The sequence below is a fragment of the Streptomyces misionensis genome (assembly GCF_007896895.1).
GTDB classification, from domain to species: domain Bacteria; phylum Actinomycetota; class Actinomycetes; order Streptomycetales; family Streptomycetaceae; genus Streptomyces; species Streptomyces misionensis_A.
This window is the reverse complement of sequence record NZ_VOGW01000040.1, coordinates 36222-49915: the sequence shown is the minus strand read 5'-3', so window position 1 is coordinate 49915 and position 13694 is coordinate 36222. Positions and strand designations below refer to the sequence as shown.

Annotated in this window: 9 protein-coding genes and 2 pseudogenes; 6 read left to right on the top strand and 5 right to left on the bottom strand. The window is 74.0% G+C overall.

The window, feature by feature from the left end:
- From FRZ03_RS38855 to FRZ03_RS06670, 4 genes are all read right to left on the bottom strand, one after another.
- Window positions 1-1218: phthiocerol/phthiodiolone dimycocerosyl transferase family protein (locus tag FRZ03_RS38855; RefSeq protein WP_186785284.1), on the bottom strand; the 1218-nt coding region annotated here is incomplete at its 3' end.
- Between the two features lie 177 nt (window positions 1219-1395).
- Window positions 1396-1617, bottom strand: coding sequence for a hypothetical protein (locus tag FRZ03_RS06680; protein ID WP_146464209.1), 222 nt, complete (start codon window positions 1615-1617; stop codon window positions 1396-1398).
- A 1156-nt stretch (window positions 1618-2773) separates the two neighbouring features.
- The gene (locus tag FRZ03_RS06675; protein ID WP_146464208.1) at window positions 2774-3511 is read right to left on the bottom strand and encodes a phosphatase PAP2 family protein; all 738 of its coding nucleotides are present in this window, start codon (window positions 3509-3511) and stop codon (window positions 2774-2776) included.
- Between the two features lie 43 nt (window positions 3512-3554).
- Window positions 3555-4214 carry a DedA family protein gene (locus tag FRZ03_RS06670; protein ID WP_146464207.1) on the bottom strand — a complete coding sequence of 220 codons (660 nt, stop codon included), beginning with the start codon at window positions 4212-4214 and terminating at the stop codon, window positions 3555-3557.
- Between the two features lie 212 nt (window positions 4215-4426).
- On the opposite strand from FRZ03_RS06670, the gene efeU reads away from it, so the two are divergent.
- The 5 genes and pseudogenes from efeU (at window position 4427) to FRZ03_RS06645 (ending at window position 10126) form a co-directional block, all read left to right on the top strand.
- On the top strand, window positions 4427-6472 hold the full coding sequence (gene efeU, locus FRZ03_RS06665; RefSeq protein ID WP_146464206.1) for an iron uptake transporter permease EfeU: 2046 nt from the start codon (window positions 4427-4429) through the stop codon (window positions 6470-6472).
- A gap of 38 nt (window positions 6473-6510) precedes the next feature.
- Window positions 6511-7782, top strand: a complete 1272-nt coding sequence (gene efeB, locus FRZ03_RS06660; protein ID WP_146464205.1) for an iron uptake transporter deferrochelatase/peroxidase subunit — start codon at window positions 6511-6513, stop codon at window positions 7780-7782.
- Between the two features lie 212 nt (window positions 7783-7994).
- Complete coding sequence (nicT, locus tag FRZ03_RS06655; RefSeq protein ID WP_186785283.1) at window positions 7995-9146, top strand: Nickel transporter NicT; 1152 nt, start codon at window positions 7995-7997, stop codon at window positions 9144-9146.
- 97 nt (window positions 9147-9243) lie between these two features.
- Window positions 9244-9543 (top strand): annotated as a pseudogene (locus FRZ03_RS06650) (DUF5709 domain-containing protein); the annotation flags it as partial.
- 82 nt (window positions 9544-9625) lie between these two features.
- Window positions 9626-10126: a nucleoside deaminase gene (locus FRZ03_RS06645; RefSeq protein WP_146464204.1), complete on the top strand. Its 501-nt coding sequence runs from the start codon at window positions 9626-9628 to the stop codon at window positions 10124-10126.
- A 21-nt stretch (window positions 10127-10147) separates the two neighbouring features.
- Here the strand turns inward: FRZ03_RS06645 and FRZ03_RS06640 are convergent, their stop codons facing one another.
- A complete protein-coding gene (locus FRZ03_RS06640; protein ID WP_186785282.1) occupies window positions 10148-12883 on the bottom strand; it encodes a SpoIIE family protein phosphatase in 2736 nt (911 codons plus the stop codon).
- A 246-nt stretch (window positions 12884-13129) separates the two neighbouring features.
- On the opposite strand from FRZ03_RS06640, the pseudogene FRZ03_RS38850 reads away from it, so the two are divergent.
- Window positions 13130-13694, top strand: a pseudogene (locus tag FRZ03_RS38850) (hypothetical protein); the annotation flags it as partial.

Genomic DNA, 13694 nt, shown 5'->3' with positions numbered 1-13694 from the left:
GCCTCGCAGGGCGTCGGCCAGGTGGCCGGCCTGTTCCCGGGTGTACCAGGCGCGGGGCTGCACGAGGTCCAGGCAGACGGCTTCCCGGTGGCGGGTGACGAAGAGGGTGGGGAGCGGGCCGGGAGGGATGGTGAGGACGTACGGGCGGGTGGCGGTCAGCCCGTCCGGCAGCGCCGGGGGAGTGCTGTGGCGGGCCACGTCGCTGACGGCCACGGTGAGGGCGGCGGAGGCCAGCCGGTCGAGCATCCCCGCGGTGGCCAGGTACTCCAGTTCGGCGTGCCCGGCGTCGAGGGAGGCCCGGACCTGACGGCTGATCTCCCCGGCGACGGCGCCGGGCGGTGTTCCGGGGCCGACGAGGGCGGTGGCGGAGGTCGTGGAGGCGGCGAAGGCGAACTCGTCGGCGGGCAGCGGGGGTTGCAGCCGCGGCCGCAGATCGACGGGGATCAGACAACTCTGCCGCAGCGGACCGTCGCCGGGCGTGAGCAAGCCGCGGACGGCCGTCATCGCCAGCGCGCAGACGAGGCCGTTGACGGTCGCCTCCGAGCGGCGTGCGTGCCGGACCAGTGACCGGGTCTGGTCGGCGGACAGGGCGAGGCGGTGGCGGTGGGCGCCGTGGGCCGGCCCGGGTCCGCCGTTCCGGGCGGCGCCCGGCAGCAGGGCGGCCGACCGTGACGCGGCCAGCCGCGCCGACCACCGGGAGGCGTAGGCGGCGATGTCCGCGGCGCCGTACCGCTCGTGCAGCCGTTCCTCCACGGGCCGGGGCAGGGCACCGGGGGCGGAGGCCGTCGTACCGGTTTTCCCGGCCAGTTCCCGGTGGATCAGCCACAGCCGTCTGTGCAGGGCCATCAGACAGGCGCCGTCGCTGACGGCGTGCCAGGCGAGCAGCGTCAGGGTGTGCCGGTCGGGGGCGTCGCGGTGGAGCAGGACGCGCAGCACCTGCTCGCCGGGCCGCAGGAAGGCCGCGTCCTGCGGCGCCCAGCCGTCGGGCGCGAGGTCGAGGCCGACCTCCGGGTCGGCGAGGTCGCGCCGCAGCACCGGACCGGCGGGTCCCTCGACGACACGGGCCGCGAGTACGGGCATCCGGCGCGACAGTTCGTGGACGGCGGCCCGCAGCAGCTCGACGTCCAGCCTTCCGTGCAGCGTCCAGCCGGCGGCGACGGGGCCGCCGGCCAGGGCCATCGCCGCCTCGCTGGGCGCCAGTGCTCGCTCGAGAATCAACTCCGCCTCCTGCGCTCACGTCGGGCACCGGCCCGTGCGCCGACCGGTGGTTGGGGATTCGACCACGGGGCGGTGCGGGAGGGGAGGTGTCACGCCCCCGCGCACGGGCGCGCACCGGCGGGGCCGGGTGACCGGGGTCCGCCGACCCGGCCGGCTGCCGGGTCGGCGCGGTACGCGTCAGGGACGCGCTATCTCCGTGGTGACCTCGTCGTACCGGACGAGACGCGGGGTGAAGGAATACGAGGGATGTCTGTCCTTCAGACGTGCCGTGGCGTCGTCGAGATACGCCCACATGTCGGCGGGATCCGCGTCGACGCCGAACGTCGCGTCGTTCAGGACCTCCATGTCGGGACTCGAGATGTATGCCACGTACTTCAGGGTCTGGCTGCCACTGGCCATGGGTGTCGCGGTCTCCTCCGAGGTGCCGTGCGGTGTGTGGCCGTCCGTGCCGCCCGCGGTCTCGGCGGCTTGTGCCGTTCCGGTCGCCGTGAGAAGCGCCGATGCGCCAACTGCGCCCGTGGCGCCCAGGATCGTCCGCCGGGAAATGTCTGACACAGTCCTCCCCCTGCCTCGGTGCGACCCTCCTCGCGAGGGCGCGCGGCCGACGTTACAGCGCCGTCTTCGCCGTGGGAGGACGATTTCGGCGGCCGGGGAACTCCCGCCCGGCCGTCATGGCCGGGCGGGGTCGGGGCACCGGTGGCGGAAGGGATGCCCTTCTCGCGTTGAGTTCCGCCTTGTGCCGCGGCGTTGCCGACTTCACCGGGGGACCCTGTCCCGCCGTGTCCCCTTCCCGGCGGTCACTCTGCTCGGGCGGGCCGGCGGGCTGCTGCTCGCGCCGGCGGCCGCCCTCCTCGTCCCGGCGCCCGCCGTGCGCCCGGCAGGCCTCGGCTGGGGGCCGTGTCCGGCGTCGGCAGCGCGGCGGCCGTGCTGCTGCTCAACCGCGGGCTGAGCCGCGGTGCGATGAGCGTGGTGATGCCCGTCAGCGCCGTCACGCCGGTGTTCCTCTCCGTCCTCGGCGCAGTCCTCGTCCTCGGCGACCGGCCCACGCCCCTGGCCCGGACGGGCACCGCGGTGACGGCACCCGTCCGGTGGCTCGTCTCCGGCGGGCGGGGCACCGTCCCGGAAGGACCGGAGGCGACCGTCGCACAGGGCTCCGCGGACGGCCCCATGGCGAGCGGCGGGGTCGCCGTGCGGTACCTGGACCGCGTGCGGGCCGGACCCGCGAGCGGACCGCGGCCGGTGACCGCGCGCCGCTCCGGCCCGGCACCGTCCGCAGCCGGGCGGCCGGTTCCGCGAGGCGGAACGCCTTGGGCGGGCAGTCGTCGCGGGCCCGACAACCGGGCCGCCGGCCCGTGCCGAGCGGACAGCGGGATCACCGGAGCGGTGCAGCCGTTGGCGCGCAGGGCCCGGCACACGTCGCGGCCGTTCGCCCCGGGCGGGTGCGTGTCCGGCACCACGGCGGTCCCCCCCCGGCGGCGCCGGTCGCAGTTTGCTTGCGCCGTCCGTCGCGGTGATCGGCTCGAAGCCCCCGTCCGCGAGGCCCCGCCGCAGCACCTCACGCAGGGCGCACTCCGCCTCGACGACGAGGATGCTCGGTCGCGTCTCTCTCCAGCGGCCCCTCGGCCACGTCCGACGGACCGGCGGAACCCGGGCCCGGTGCGCCGGGACCGGGACGGCCGGGCAGCCGCCGGGCCGCCACGGCACCGCACACGCCGAGCCAGCCCACCGCGAACAGCCAGCCGCCCACCACGTCGGTGAACCAGTGCACGCCCAGGAAGACCCGGGTCAGCCCGACCGCCACCGCCCAGCACGCGGCCAGCGCCATCAGCACCCCCCGGCCGCGCGGGGAGCGCAGGTACAGCGCCGCGATCAGCAGTCCGGCGGTCAGCGCCGAGGTGGTGGTGTGGCCGGAGGGGTACGACCAGCCGGAGGCCAGCGCCTGCCAGTCCGCGCGCGGGGGCCGGGCCCGGCCGACCAGGGCCATCACGCCGTACCGGACGACCTGTCCCAGGACGAGGCAGCCCAGGGCCAGCAGCACGGCGGTGCCGCGCTGCCGTCTCGTCCGGCCCGCGACCACGCCGGCCAGCACCACCAGCGCGTACGGCACGACCCCGGTGCCGGTGTCGGTCAGCCCGCGCGCCACGGCCGCCGCCGACGACGGCCGGTGCGCGAGGGACCAGGCGTGCAGCCCCCGGTCGGGGGCGAGCGGGGCGCCGTGACCCACGACCACGAGCACGGTCAGCGCGGCGAAGGCGAGCCAGGCGGCCACGCCCGCGATGCCCTTGCGGCTCACCGGGCCGGCCACCCCCGACCCGCCCCTCGGACGGCGCCGGCCCTCACGGGGTCTCCTTCGCCGCCCGGCGCGAGCGCAGCACCTCCGCGGCGAGCGGGACGAGGGAGACCACGACGATCAGGGCGATCAGCGGCAGCAGGTACTTGTCGACGTTCGGGATCGAGGAGCCCAGCGCGTACCCGGCCAGGGTGAGGCCGAGGCTCCAGATGAGGCCGCCGGTCACCTGCCACACGGTGAACGTGCGGGTCGGCACGCCGAGGGCGCCCGCCACCGGGTTGAGCACCGTGCGCACCACCGGGACGAACCGGGCCAGCACGATCGCCTTCGCGTGGCCGTACCGGTCCAGCAGTTCCTCCGCGCGGCGGGCGCCCTCGCGCAGCTTCACCGAGCGGGTGCGGGCCAGCAGCGCGCCGCCCGCCTTCCGGCCGATCAGGAACCCGCACTGGGAGCCCACCAGCGCGCCGAGCGCCGCCGCGACCAGCAGCGGACCGAGCGAGAGGTGCAGCCCGTGCTCGGCCGAGCCCGTGCACAGCAGGCCCGCCGTGAACAGCAGCGAGTCCCCGGGCAGGAAGAACCCGATCAGCAGACCCGTCTCCGCGAAGAGCACCACACCGACGCCGAACACGCCGAAGGCGGCCAGCAGCGAGTGGGCGTCGAGCACGTTGACCGCGAGCTGCGACGCCAGATGTGGGGGAGTGGCCATCGCCGCACGCCCTTTCCTTCGACTTGCTTCGACAACATGTGACTACACATTTGTAGACGGTAGCCCGTCACGAGCACGAACACGAACAGGCATTCCTTCCCGGCCTTTGCCTGGCGATTGCCGGTTTATGACCGGATGCCTACGAACGAGTGGTCATCATGGTCGCGAAGGTAAGGCATGCCTTCGCTAAGTAACCGGGAGGGCAGCAGGGCATGTGGGACGACGCGTTTCCGAGTTTCCTGATCGGACTGAGGGAGGGACTCGAAGCCGGACTGATCGTCTCCATCCTGGTCGCGACCCTGGTGCGTGCCGAGGCGCGCTCCCGGCTGCCGCAGGTGTGGACCGGCGTGCTGGCCGCGATCGCCGTGGCGATGAGCTTCGGCGCCGTCCTCACCTTCACCGCCGCCTCCATGCCGCAGACCGCCCAGGAGGCCTTCGGCGGCACCCTCAGCGTGATCGCCGTCGCGTTCGTCACCGCCATGGTGTTCTGGATGCGCCGCTCGGCCCGCAACCTCTCCAGCGAGCTGAAGCAGAAGGTCACCGGCGCCCTCGCCATGGGCTCCGGCATGCTGGTCCTCACCTCCTTCCTCGCCGTCGGCCGCGAGGGCCTGGAGACCGCGCTGTTCCTGTGGACCACGGCCCAGGCGGCCGGTGAGTCGGCCGGCCCGCTGGCCGGCGCCGCCGTCGGGCTGGTGCTCGCGGCCGGCCTGTGCTGGGGCCTGTACCGCAGGGTCCTGAAGATCAACCTGACGAAGTTCTTCACCGCCACCGGCGTGGTCCTCGTCGTGATCGCCGCCGGCGTGCTCGGCTACGGCCTGCGCGACCTCCAGGAGGGCGGCGTGCTGCCCGGCAGGACGGCCTACGCCGTCGACCTCGCCGGCAGCATCGACGCGGGCTCCTGGTACAGCACCCTCGTCCAGGGCGTCCTCAACCTGACGCCCACCATGACCTGGCTCCAGGTCGTCGCCTACGCCGGCTACCTCGTCGTGGTGATGGCCCTGTTCGTGCGCGGCGTGCGCGCCACCGCCCCCAAGCCGAAGCCCGAGCCCGCCGAGCGGGGCGCCGCCGAGGCGCCCGCCGCCGCGCGGCCCACGGCCCGGCGCCGCCCGGCCTGGGTGGTCCCGGCCGCCGTCGTCGCCGTACCCGCCGTGATCGCGGGACTGGTCGTCGCCCTCGGCCGGCCCAAGCCCGCAGGAGACCAGACCGTCGCCGTCTCCGAGACCGACTGCGGCGAGGGCTTCGCGGCACCCAGGCCCGGCCGGCAGACCTTCCGGATGCACAACACCGGCCGGCAGGCCTCCGAGGTCTACCTGGTCGACCCGTCCACCAACGCGGTCTACGGCGAGATCGAGGGCCTCGCCCCCGGCACCACCCGCGACCTCGTCGCCACCGTCGCCGGCGGCACCTACGCCTGGCGCTGCGTCCCGGCCAGTGGCAAGGCCGTCACCTCCAAGCCGGTCACCGTGCGCGGCGGCGGCGCGGCCAAGCCGGTCACCCCCGTATCCGAGCAGGACCTCGCCGGACCCCTGAAGGCCTACAAGACCTACGTCGGCCACGGCCTGGACACCCTCGTCGGCCGGACCGGCACCCTCCGCCGCGACATCGAGGGCGGCCACCTGGACAAGGCCCGCACCGACTGGCTCACCGCCCACCGCACCTACGCCTCGCTCGGCGCCGCCTACGGCACCTTCGAGGACTTCGACAAGAAGATCGACGGCCGCGCCGACGGCCTGCCCGGCGGCGACCACGACAAGGACTTCACCGGCTTCCTCCGCCTGGAGTACGGCCTGTGGCACGGCCAGTCGGCCAAGGAGCTGACCGGCCCCGCCCGGCAGCTGGCCGCGGACGCCGACGGGCTGCGCAAGGCCTTCCCGAGCCAGGACTTCGACCCGGGCGACCTGCCGCTGCGCGCCCACGAGATCCTGGAGAACACCCTCCAGTTCGAGCTGACCGGCGACACCGACGAGGGCAGCGGCACGAACCTCGCCACCGCCGACGCCAACCTGACCGGCACCCGCGAGCTGCTCACCGTCCTCAGGCCGCTGCTCACCAGCCGCTCGCCCCGGCTGCTGCCCACCGTCGACGTCGACATCGCCCGGGTGCAGAAGCTGCTGGACGCGGCCCACGACGGCGGCCGCTGGACCCCCGTCGAGAAGCTCCCCGCGGCCGGCCGGCAGCGCCTGGACGGGGCCACCGGCCAGCTGCTCGAGGACCTCGCCCCCATTCCGGACCTGCTGGAGATCCGGAAGTCCGCCTGATGACCACCGCGCACCCGTACCCCGAAGGGAACCCGCCCATGCCCACCGCCGACACGCCGTCCTGCCCCGTCGGTCCCGCCCGCCGCTCCTTCGTGCGGACCGCGCTGGGCGCCGGTGCCGCCGGGGCGGTCCTGGCCGGCGGCGGCTTCGCGCTCGGCGAGAGCGGCGGCACCGCCCAGGCGGCGTCCGCGGGGCCCGACGGCCGGGCGAAGGTGCCCTTCCACGGCGCCCACCAGGCCGGGATCACCACCCCGCAGCCGGCCGCCGCCGCGTTCGTCTCCTTCGACGTCATAGCCGAGGACCGCAAGGGCCTCACCGACCTGCTGAAGACGGTCACCGAGCGGGCCCGCTTCCTCACCTCCGGCGGCGCCCCCGCCGACCTCGGCGTCGGCGCGCCGCCCTCCGACAACGGCATCCTCGGCCCCGAGGTCCCCGCGGACGCCCTGACCCTCACCCTCGGCGTCGGCCCCTCGCTCTTCGACGACCGCTACGGCCTCGCCAAGGCGAAGCCGGCCCGGCTGGTGCCGATGCGGACCTTCCCGAACGACAACCTGAACCCGGCCGAGTGCCACGGCGACCTGTCCCTCCAGATCTGCGCGCAGAGCCAGGACACCGTGCTGCACGCCCTGCGCGACATCGCCCGGCACACCCGCGGCGCGATGCAGATCAAGTGGCGCATCGACGGCTTCCAGAACGCCCCGCGCCCCACCGGCGCCCAGCGCAACCTGCTCGGCTTCAAGGACGGCATCGCCAACCCGGACGTCCACTCCGCCCGGGAGACGAACAAGCTGATCTGGGTCGGCGACGGGCAGGGCGAGCCCGCCTGGGCCACCGGCGGCAGCTACCAGGTCATCCGGATCATCCGGATGCTGGTCGAGTTCTGGGACCGGGTCTCGCTCACCGAGCAGGAGAAGATGTTCGGCCGCCGCAAGGACACCGGCGCCCCGCTCGACGGCGCCAAGGAGACCGACGTCCCCAACTACGCCAAGGACCCGCACGGCAACGCCATCCCGCTGGACGCCCACATCCGCCTGGCCAACCCGCGCACCGCGACGACGGACGGTTCCCGCATCCTGCGCCGCGGCTACAACTACGACCGGGGCGTGGACAACGTCGGCAACCTCGACATGGGCCTGGTCTTCTGCTGCTACCAGCAGGACGTCAAGCGCCAGTTCGAGGCCGTGCAGACCCGGCTGATCGACGAGCCCCTGGTGGACTACATCTCCCCGACCGGCGGCGGCTACTTCTTCGCCCTGCCCGGAGTGCGGGACGAGGACGACTGGCTGGGCCGGGGCATGTTCTCCACCTGACCCGCGCCACCCCCTCTTCCCTTACCGCTCCCTCTGCCCGGGGGGAGCGGTCTTTTCCTGTTCTTGGCGCTTTCCCGCCCTCCTCTTTTTCCTGTCCATTGGGAAAGGCCTGCCGACCCCTTTACTGCACATCAATTGCAAGTACGGGAGGATGGCACAAGGCTGCGATGTGCAGCCGCGCCATCCCTACGACGTGAGGAACGACCTTCCCGATGACGGCCGCCCCCGGTTCCGCTCCGCCCCTCCCCGCCCAGGCCGGCGCCAAGCCGTCGGCCTGGCAACGCGTCCGCGGTTCCATGACGCGCCAGGAGTGGATCAGGGTCGGCTCGATGGCCGCCTTCGTGCTCGCCCTGCACGTCATCGGCTGGGGCACGCTGGTCGGCGTCATCGCGCCGCGGCACTTCAGCGTCGGCAGCGAGTCCTTCGGCGTCGGCATCGGCGTCACCGCCTACACGCTGGGCATGCGGCACGCCTTCGACGCCGACCACATCGCGGCGATCGACAACACCACCCGCAAGCTGATGGGCTCCGGCCAGCGCCCGCTCTCGGTCGGCTTCTGGTTCTCCCTCGGCCACTCCAGCATCGTCTTCGGCCTCGCCCTGCTGCTCTCGCTCGGCATGAAGGCCCTGGCCGGGCCGGTGCGCGACGACAACTCCCATCTGCACCAAATCACCGGCCTCATCGGCACGACCGTCTCCGGCGCCTTCCTCTATCTGATCGCCGCGATCAACCTCGTCATCCTGGCCGGCATCTGGAAGGTGTTCCGCCGGATGCGCACCGGCCACTACGACGAGGCCGCCCTGGAGGCCCAGCTGAACAACCGGGGCTTCATGAACCGCCTGCTGGGCCGGGTCACCGGCTCGATCAGCAAGCCCTGGCAGATGTACCCGCTGGGACTGCTCTTCGGCCTCGGCTTCGACACGGCGACGGAGATCGCGCTGCTCGTCCTGGCCGGCTCCGGCGCCGCCTCCGGCCTGCCCTGGTACGCCATCCTCACCCTGCCCGTGCTGTTCGCGGCCGGCATGGCGCTGCTGGACACCATCGACGGCTCGTTCATGAACTTCGCCTACGGCTGGGCGTTCTCCAAACCGGTCCGCAAGGTCTACTACAACCTCACCATCACCGGCCTGTCCGTCGCCGTCGCCCTCATCATCGGCTCCGTCGAACTCCTCGGCCTGCTCGCCGACAAGCTGGACCTGCACGGCTTCTTCTGGGACTGGATCTCCGGCCTCGACCTCAACATGGTCGGCTTCGTCATCGTCGGCCTGTTCTTCGTCACCTGGGCACTGGCACTGCTGGTGTGGAAGGCGGGCCGGATCGAGGAGAAGTGGAGCGCGGGCCTCGCCGAGCAGTCCGCCGACTGAATCCGGCCCGGCGGGGTTGATCTCCCGGCTGCGGGAAACGCGGACCGGGACCGCCGTACGCGCACGGAAGGAGTCGGCGATGAGCGACCGGACCCCGATGGGGGACGACGCCTACCAGCCCACCGGGACCAACGAGGAGCAGGAGGACGCGGCGCCCCTGGACCCGCAGGACGCGGTGGGCGGGCGCTCGTACGACGACATGCTCGACGAGGGCTACTCCCCGCCCGAACGCCCCCTCGGCGTCACCAAGCACGGCACCACCGCCGCCGAGCAGCGCGAGGGCGAGAGCCTGGACGAGCGGCTCGGCCAGGAGGTGCCCGACACGGAACAGCCGGCCGGCGACGGCATCGGCGACCTGCCCGGCGGCGACGGCGAACCGGTCGACCCCGAGGGCGGCGAGCGCGCCGTCATCACCCTGGACGGCAAGTACCTGCCGACCAAGCCCTTCTGACCCGCCCACCCCTCTCCAGGAGGCCACCATGGACTTCGTCCAGCGCACCATCGACCTCGCCCGCCGCAACGTCGACGAGGGCGGCCGGCCCTTCGCGACCGTCATCGTCAAGGACGGCGAGATCCTCGCCGAGAGCGCCAACAAGGTCGCCCAGACCAACGACCCCACCGCCCACGCGGAGATCCTCGCCATCCGCGAGGCCTGCGTGAAGCTGGGCACCGAGCACCTGACCGGGACCACCATCCACGTCCTGGCCCACCCGTGCCCCATGTGCCTGGGCGCCCTGTACTACTGCTCGCCCGACGAGGTCGTCTTCCTCACCACCCGCGACGCCTACGAGCCGCACTACGTCGACGACCGCAAGTACTTCGAACTGGACACCTTCTACGAGGAGTTCGGCAAGGACTGGGACGAACGCCGGCTGCCGATGCGGTACGAGCCGCGCGAGGACGCGGTCGAGGTCTACCGGATGTGGCAGCGGCACAACGGCGGCGAGCGCCGCGTCGCCGGAGCCCCCACCGCCGCCTGACGACGGGCCGGACGGCAAGGTCTACGGCAGCGGCTGCTCCGCCCAGATGATCTTGCCGTTCGGCGTGTAGCGGGTGCCCCAGCGCTCGGCGACCTGCGCCACCAGGAACAGGCCTCGGCCGCCCTCGTCGGTGCTCGCCGCGTACCGCAGATGCGGCGAGGTGGTGCTGCGGTCGGAGACCTCGCAGATCAGCGTGCGGTCACGCAGCAGCCGTACCCCGATCGGAGGCCGCCCGTAGCGGATGGCATTGGTGACCAGCTCGCTGAGGATCAGCTCCGTGGAGAACGCCAGCTCGTCGAGCCCCCACTCGCCCAGCGTGCGGGTCACCGCGGCACGCACCTCGGCGACCGCCGCCGGGTCGGACGGCACCTCCCACTGCGCCACCCGGTCCGGACCCAGCACCCGGGTCCGGGCCACGATCAGCGCGACATCGTCGCTCGGCCGGGCCGGCAGCCGCTCCAGGACGGTACGGCAGGTGGCCTCCGGGGAGGCGTCCGGCGCCCGGCGCAGGGCGTCCCCCAGCAGCTCCAGGCCGACGTCGATGTCCCGCTCCCGGTCCTCCACCAGACCGTCCGTGTACAGCACCAGGCGGCTGCCCTCGGCCAGCTCCAGCTCGGCCGTCTCGAACGGCAGCCCGCCCAGGCCCAGCGGCGGTCCGGCCGGCAGCTCCGGGAACTCCACCCGCCCGTCGGGGTGCACCAGCGCCGGCGGCGGATGACCCGCACGGGCCACGGTGCACCGCCGCGCCACCGGGTCGTACACCGCGTACAGACAGGTCGCGCCGGTCACCGCGGCACCCTCGTCCGGGTTCTCGTCCTGGTCGATCCGGCCCACCAGCTCGTCCAGCAGGCCGAGGAGTTCGTCCGGCGGCAGGTCCAGCGCCGAGAAGTTGTGCACGGCCGTGCGCAGCCGCCCCATGGTCGCCGCCGCGTGCAGCCCGTGCCCCACCACATCGCCCACCACGAGGGCCACCCGCGCCCCGGACAGCGGCAGCACGTCGAACCAGTCGCCGCCCACCCCGGACTGCGCCGGCAGATACCGGTACGCGATCTCCAGCGCGCCCTGCTCGGGCAGCGTCCGCGGCAGCAGGCTGCGCTGCAACGTCACCGCCATGCTGTGCTCGCGCGTGTACCGGCGGGCGTTGTCGATGGACACCGCCGCCCGCGCCACCAGTTCCTCGGCGAGCGCCAGCTCCTCGGCGTCGAACGGCTGCGGCTTCTCCGACCGCCAGAAGGTCGCGAGGCCCAGCACCAGGCTGCCCGCCCGCAGCGGCACGGTGACCAGCGAGTGGATGCCGTACTCCAGCACCTGGTCGGTGCGTTCCGGCTGCTGCGCCCGCCAGCCCGGCGCGTCGCGCAGCCGCGGCTCCACCACCGACTGCCCGCTGGTCAGGCTGCGCGCCTGCGGCGACGCCGGCACGAACCGGATCCGCTCGTCCACCGGATACAGCGGGGAGTCCTTGCGGACGCCCGCGCAGGCCACCCGGCGCAGCGCGCTCCCCTGCCGCGGCTCCTCCCCGTTCAGTACCTGCTCGAACAGGTCCACGGTGGCGAAGTCCGCGAACCGGGGCACCGCCAGCTCGGCCAGCTCCTCGGCGGTACGGGTCACATCCAGGCTGGTGCCGATGCCCACCCCGGCCTCGTAGAGCATGTTCAGCCGCTCCCGGGCCACCTCCGCCCGCCCGGACACCGCCCGCAGCTCGGTGGAGTCGCGCAGCGTGGTGACGCTGCCGGCCGGGCCGCCGCGCAGCTCGGTGGGGCGCTGGTTGATCGCCAGCAGCCGGTCCTTGACCAGCCGCACCTCGTCGGTCGCCGCCCGCCCCGACGCCAGCAGCCGCGCCGTGTCGTCGTCCAGGCCCAGCTCCAGCACATGCCGCCGCTCGGCGTCCGCGGGCAGGTCGAGCAGGCGCTGCGCCTCGTCGTTGGCGAGCAGCAGCCGGCCGTCGCGGCCGACGATCAGCACTCCCTCGCGGACCGCGTGCAGCACCGCGTCGTGATGCTCGTACATCCGGGTCATCTCGTACGGCCCGAGACCGTGTGTCTGGCGCAGCAGCCGCCTGCTGACCAGCGCCGTGCCCGCGGTGGCCAGGGCGAGCGCCGCCGCGGCCGCCGCGAGCAGCAACGGCAGCTGCTGGTCGGCGGCCCCGCCGGTGTGCGCCGTGGTGATGCCCGCGGAGACCAGCCCCACCACCGTGCCCGTGGCGTCCTTCACCGGCACCACGCTCTGCACCAGCGGGCCGAGCGTGCCGTTGACCTGCTCCACGACCGTGCCCCCGGCCACCGCCGGGCCGATGGTGCCGACGAACTTCTTCCCGATCCGGTCGGGGAGGGGATGCGTGTAGCGCACACCCTGCGTGTTCATCACGACGACGAAGTCCACGCCGGTCGCCTTGCGGGTGGCCTCGGCCTCCGGCTGGAGCACCGCCGTCGGGTCGGTGGTGCGCAGCGCGGCGGCCGTGCCGGGCGCGTTGGCGAACGTCTGTGCCACGGCCAGGGAGCGGTTACGGGCCTCGGCCTCGCTGTCGTGCCGCACCTGGAGCACCTGCGCCACCACGGCGGAGACCACCAGCAGCAGCACGATCACGACTTGGAGGACGAACACCTGACCGGCCACGCTGCGTCCGGTCACCGCAGCCCACAGCACCCCCGGCCGGTCGCCGCTCGCGCCGGGGCCGTCCGGCGGCGGGGCCAGTGGTGCGCGCGGTTGCCCGAAAGGTCGGGGCGGCCGGGACACGGGCCGGCCGGGCAGTCGCACCATGTGCCCATGTCTACACTGCCCGACGCCATCAGGCGAGGCCGTCACACCGTGGGCGGCACGGAGCGGGAATCCGCCAGGGGCGGCGGGTCCGGACTCCGGTCGTGGCCGGGCGGGGGTGACGGGTGCTCACACCAGTGCCGCGCCCGGGTGGCGGTGGGCGGGAGCCGCTCCTAGTAATGGACTGCGTACGGCGCGTGCCGCGGGCGGGGGTGCCAGAGGCGGCCGCACTCCTCGACTGGAGCCGAGATGACCACCCGCTCTTCGTCCGCCTGTTCCGACGACTCCCTCATACGTCCCGCCCCGGCCGGGGTGCGCGTCCCCTCCGTCCGGGTCCTGACGCGGTTCGCGCCGCCACCCGGTGCGCGGGTCGGCGGGCCGCCCGGGCTCGACGCGGGGGCCGGCGACGACCGGTACGGCGACCCGCTGCTGGACCTGGTGCGTACGGCCGTCGCCGACCGCCCGCTGGAGGACGTCGTCCGGCTCGTCAGCCTGCTGGAGAGCTCCCCCGAGCACGCCCGCACCAGGGCCGAGGCGCTGCGCTCGGCGGGCGTCGTCCGGTCCCTGGCGGACGTGGTCCGGCTGGTGGCGCTGCTGGGCCGGCCGCCGAGGCAGCCGGACAGCGCCGACGCGGTGCTGCGCGCCGCCGCCGGGCGCCGCTCCCCGCGGGACGTCGGCCGGCTGCTGCGGATGCTGCACCGGCCGCCCCTGGCACCGCGCTGCGGGCGGATCGCCGTACGGGCCGCGGCCGGCCGGCCCGTCGAGGAGGTGGCCGAACTGCTCGCGCACCTGGCCGCCGAGGGCCCGGAGCGGC

Coding starts and splice junctions, on each gene's coding strand:
- FRZ03_RS06645 (WP_146464204.1), top strand. CDS start 9,626: ATGGACTTCGTCCAGCGCACCATCGACCTCGCCCGCCGCAACGTCGAC.
- efeU (WP_146464206.1), top strand. CDS start 4,427: ATGTGGGACGACGCGTTTCCGAGTTTCCTGATCGGACTGAGGGAGGGA.
- FRZ03_RS06680 (WP_146464209.1), bottom strand. CDS start 1,617: ATGGCCAGTGGCAGCCAGACCCTGAAGTACGTGGCATACATCTCGAGT.
- FRZ03_RS06670 (WP_146464207.1), bottom strand. CDS start 4,214: ATGGCCACTCCCCCACATCTGGCGTCGCAGCTCGCGGTCAACGTGCTC.
- nicT (WP_186785283.1), top strand. CDS start 7,995: ATGACGGCCGCCCCCGGTTCCGCTCCGCCCCTCCCCGCCCAGGCCGGC.
- FRZ03_RS06640 (WP_186785282.1), bottom strand. CDS start 12,883: ATGGTGCGACTGCCCGGCCGGCCCGTGTCCCGGCCGCCCCGACCTTTC.
- efeB (WP_146464205.1), top strand. CDS start 6,511: ATGCCCACCGCCGACACGCCGTCCTGCCCCGTCGGTCCCGCCCGCCGC.